The organism is Acidovorax sp. HMWF029 (genome assembly GCF_003060895.1).
Lineage (GTDB): Bacteria > Pseudomonadota > Gammaproteobacteria > Burkholderiales > Burkholderiaceae_C > Acidovorax.
In genome coordinates, this window is the sequence record NZ_QAIH01000281.1 from 1 (window position 1) to 4437 (window position 4437).

Consider the following 4437-nt stretch of genomic DNA (forward strand, 5'->3'; position numbering starts at 1 on the left):
GGGTGACATGGGGTGATAGGGGCGCGGTGCGGGTGCAGCCCCCTCTCCCCAACCCTCTCCCGCGAGGGGAGAGGGGGTAAGACTGGAAAGCCGCTGTGGGCGGGCGGGGTGGTGTCCTGGTTTGAGAGGGACAATGTTTTGGATAAAAAAGGCCGTCTGCGCGCGATAGGTAAGCTTTTAAAGCTATCAAAATAGTAGCAATTGGCGATCAGTGCGCCACGGGGCACACACCCTTGGGTGCGCCACCGGCCAACGCATGGCTGCGCGCATCGGCCAGTGCGGCAGCGGTGGGGGCCTCGGTGGGCCAGCCTGCCAGGTGCTGCTGCGCCACGCGGCTGAGGGCGGTGATCCAGTGGCTGTTGTCGTTCAGGCAGGGGATGTAGTGAAACTCTTGCCCGCCCGCGTGCAAAAAGGCCTCGCGCACTTCCATGTTGATTTCTTCCAGCGTTTCCAGGCAGTCGCTGGTGAAGCCGGGGCACACCACGTCCACCCGCCGCGTACCGGCCTTGCCCAGTGCCTCGATGGTGGGCTGGGTGTAGGGCTCCAGCCACTTGGCCTTGCCAAAGCGCGACTGGAAGGTGATGCGATAGCGGTCCTCGCGCAGGCCCAGGCGCTCGGCCAGCAGGCGGCCGGTCTTGCGCGATTCGCAGTGGTAGGGGTCGCCCAGGTGCAGCGTGCGCTCGGGCACGCCGTGAAAGCTCATCACCAGCTGGTCGGGCTGGCCGTGGGTCTTCCAGTGCGACTCGATGGTGCGGGCCAGGGCGTCGATGTAGCCGGGGTCGTCGTGGTAGTGGTTCACAAACCGCAGCTCGGGCACGTTGCGCGTGGCGGCGGCCCAGGTGTAGACGGCATCAAACACGCTGGCGGTGGTGGTGGCCGAGTACTGCGGGTACAGGGGCAGGATGAGGATGCGCGTGGCGCCTTCGGCCTTGAGCGCATCGAGCTGGCTGGCGATGGACGGGTTGCCGTAGCGCATCGCATGGCGCAACAGCACGTTGTGGCCAGCCTCGCCCAGCCAGCCGCGCAGCAGCGTGGCCTGCTTGGCCGTCCAGTGGGCCAGGGGGGAGCCCTCGGGCGTCCAGATGCTGGCGTATTTGGCGGCCGATTTGGCGGGCCGCACCCGCAGGATGATGCCGTGCAGGATGGGCATCCACAGCAGCCGGGGGATCTCCACCACGCGGTGGTCGCCCAGGAACTGGGCCAGATACCGGCGCACGGCTGGGGCCGTGGGTTCATCAGGCGTGCCCAGGTTGCACAGCAGCACTGCGGTGCGGTCGGCCTGGCCGTGGGTGTAAGGGGGTTCGGGGGAAAAGGGTGAGCGCATGGCCTGATTGTGGCAAATGGGCCGGGCCTTGGCGGGCATGCGGGATCTGCGGCACATCCGCTGGTTACCGTCGGGTATTCTTGCCGCACCATGACCGCCCCCCAGCCTCAACCCACCGCGCCTGCGCTGGCATCTGTCCCGCAGCTGGACACCGCCCGCATCCGCGCCATCTCCATCGACCTGGACGACACGCTCTGGCCCATCTGGCCCACCATCACGCGGGCTGAACGCGTGCTGCTGGACTGGCTCACGCACCATGCGCCCGCCACAGCAACCTTGTTCTCCAGCACCGAATCTTTGCGTGCCATCCGCAATCAGATGGTGGCGCTGCGGCCCGACCTGCTCCATGACCTGAGCGCGCTGCGGCGCGAGTCCATCCGCCTGGCGCTGACCCAGGCGGGTGACGAGCCCGCGCTGGCCGAACCGGCGTTTGACCTGTTTTTTGCCGAGCGCATGCGCGTGGAGTTGTTTGAAGACGCGCACGACACGCTGGCGTTCTTGTCTGCGCGCTACCCGGTGGTGGCCGTGTCCAACGGCAATGCCGATGTGCACCGCATCGGCATCGGTCACTACTTTCGCCACAGCATCAGCGCGTCGGAGTTTGGCGTGGCCAAGCCCGACGTTCGCATCTTCCATGCGGCTGCAAGTGCGGCCGACGTGTTGCCCCACGAGGTGCTGCATGTGGGCGACGACGCCACCCTGGATGCGCAGGGTGCGCTGAATGCAGGCATGCAGGCTGTGTGGGTCAACAGCGCCAACCACCCCTGGCCGCATGACGACGTGCAGCCGCATGCCACGGTGGATAGCCTCACCGCACTGTGCCGGTTGCTGGCTTGACATGGATGCCCCCTGTGTCGCCTTCGGCGCCTTCTCCGGGGGGAGACACCTTCGCTGCGGGGCGGCCCTTGCTCGGCGTCCCTGGCTTGGGGCGCGCCAGTGTCACGGCCTTGTGCGGCAATCCGCCACGGGGTTGCGCGTGGACAGGCCCCGCATTGTTTCTTGCCTCAAGTCAAGGTTTGGGCGCGTGGCGGTTGATGCCGCTGCCCGATAACGTCACACTCCACCGTCGCTGAGCGACCCCTACCACCATGCCCCGCAATCCTCCCCCGTTGCCAGCCATCCGCACCATCGGCCTGATGCAGCCCATGACCTGGCTCGTTCTCGCCTGGCGCGACATGGCGCGTGCGGGCTGGATCAGTTTTGCGCACGGCCTGGCACTCACGCTGTTTGGCGCTGCCATCCTTGCCGTGGGGCACAACCGCTTCTGGCTGCTGGCGGGGGCGCTGTCGGGGTTTCTGGTGGTGGCGCCGGTGCTGGCCACCAGCCTGTATGCCCTGAGCCGCGCGCTGGAGCGCCGCGAAAGCGCCAACCTGGGCGTGGTGCTCAAGACCTGGTTCAACTGGCAGAACAGCCATGTGAACAAATGGGGCAACGACTACTGGTGCATGGTGCAGTTCGGCGCTTTGCTGGCGCTGGCGGCCACCGGGTGGGTGATGACTTCGGCGGCGCTCATCACGCTGCTGGCGCCGGTGCCCATCCAGACCCCCGTCGATTTTGTGCGCCATGTGGTGCTGGCCCGGGACGGCTGGTTGTTCGAAATCTGGCTGGCCCTGGGCAGCCTGATGGCCGCGCCCATTTTTGCATCCAGTGTGGTGGCCATGCCCCTGCTGCTGGACCGCCGCGCCACGCTACTGCAGGCCGTGCTGACCAGCTGGCAGGCCGTGGTGGTCAACCCGCTGCCGATGGCGTTCTGGGCGGCACTGATCCTGGGCTTTACCTTGCTGGGCCTGGGCTCGCTGCTGCTGTGCCTGATCGCCGTGATGCCCATGCTGGGCCATGCCAGCTGGCACGCGTACCGCGATCTGGTGGATGCCTCCAGCCTGCCCGAGCGCGACCCGGTGGCACCTGCCGCAACCGCTGCACCCGAACGTGAGCCTGGAGGGGCATCGTGATTTTTGGCTTCACCGAGGCGCAGATCTCGGGCTTCTTCCTCACCTACGGGGTGGGGGCGTTCATCGCTTACATGCTGTTCATCATCGGGCAGCTGGCGTGGGAGTCCAAGGCCGGGCGCTTTGGCACTTTTGTGCTCTTTTTGGGCCTGGGCGTGGGGTTTCTGGGGTTCCTGGCCAAGGTGGTGATTCAGTGGTGGCTGGAGAAGTGAACGGGGAATAGGGGGGCGCTGAGGCCACGGCGCAGGCGTTGCAGTGGCCCGCCTCAGCGCACCCAGGACCGCAGACCCAGCTCCTGCGCTAGCTGCCGGTAGTCGGCCAGGCTGCGTTGCACAAACTCCTCCAGCGCCGCGCCGGTGCGCGCAAACGGGTACAGGCCGTGCTGGCTGCACAGCGCGGCATAGCCAGGTGCGGCCAATGCCTCGGCAAATGCAGCCACCCAAGCGCGCACGGCGGCATCGGGGGCGCTGGCGGCCATGTACAGGCCGCGCACTGTGGGCCAGACCAGATCCACACCTTGTTCGCGCGCCGTGGGCAGGTCGGCCAGGGCGCCAGGCAGGCGGGCTTGCGATAACACGGCCAGAAAGCGCAGCGGGGCTCCTTTTTCCACGGCCTGCCGGGCCTCGGCTGCGTCGCCGGTGAAGACGCCGATGTGGCCGCCGCGCAGCGCCTTGAGCGCTTCGCCGCCGCCCTCGAACGAGACAAAACGCATGCGCTTGGGGTCTTGCCCGGCGGCGCGGGTTAGCAGTGCGGCCTTCATCCAGTCCTGGCTGCCCAGGGTGCCACCGGCGCCAAACACCACGCGGGCGGGGTCTTTGCGCAGTGCGTCCACCACGTCTTGCAGGCGCTGGTGGGGCGCGTCGCGGTGTACGGCCACCACCCCATAGTCGGTGCCCAGTGTGGCGATCCAGCGCACCGCGCTCACCGGGTGAGGGCCGAAGCGGCCCTGCGCAATGTTGAGCAGCGAGCCGCTGGAGAACGCCACCAGCGTTCCCGGCCCGCCCAGCCGCCCGGTGGCCACTTGGTCAAACGCCACAGCGCCGATGCCCCCAGGCAGGTAGCGGGTGAGCAGCGGTGGGCGTGCGGGGCGTATGGCCTGCACCGCCTGCGTGGCCAGGCCGCAGGTCAGGTCGAACCCGCCGCCGGGGCGGGAGGGGGCGATGC

Annotated in this window: 5 protein-coding genes; 3 read left to right on the plus strand and 2 right to left on the minus strand. The window is 67.8% G+C overall.

Annotated features, from left to right (window positions below; all coding sequences use genetic code 11):
- Nucleotides 1–208 precede the first annotated feature (208 nt).
- Nucleotides 209–1324 carry a ferrochelatase gene (gene hemH / locus DBR12_RS19560; protein ID WP_108618764.1) on the minus strand — a complete coding sequence of 372 codons (1116 nt, stop codon included), beginning with the start codon at nucleotides 1322–1324 and terminating at the stop codon, nucleotides 209–211.
- A gap of 90 nt (nucleotides 1325–1414) precedes the next feature.
- Between hemH and DBR12_RS19565 the strand changes: the two genes are divergently transcribed.
- From DBR12_RS19565 to DBR12_RS19580, 3 genes are all read left to right on the plus strand, one after another.
- Nucleotides 1415–2161 (plus strand): HAD-IA family hydrolase, encoded by a 747-nt coding sequence (locus DBR12_RS19565; RefSeq protein ID WP_108618760.1) that lies wholly within the window; start codon nucleotides 1415–1417, stop codon nucleotides 2159–2161.
- Between the two features lie 251 nt (nucleotides 2162–2412).
- On the plus strand, nucleotides 2413–3276 hold the full coding sequence (locus DBR12_RS19575) for a DUF2189 domain-containing protein (protein ID WP_108618762.1): 864 nt from the start codon (nucleotides 2413–2415) through the stop codon (nucleotides 3274–3276).
- Entirely contained in the window at nucleotides 3273–3485 is a 213-nt protein-coding gene (locus DBR12_RS19580) for a DUF2788 domain-containing protein (RefSeq protein WP_015014900.1), read from the plus strand. Before DBR12_RS19575 ends, DBR12_RS19580 begins: the two co-directional genes overlap by 4 nt.
- 53 nt (nucleotides 3486–3538) lie before the next feature.
- Here the strand turns inward: DBR12_RS19580 and DBR12_RS19585 are convergent.
- A partial coding sequence (locus DBR12_RS19585; RefSeq protein WP_108618763.1) for a tripartite tricarboxylate transporter substrate-binding protein occupies nucleotides 3539–4437 on the minus strand: 899 nt, incomplete at its 5' end.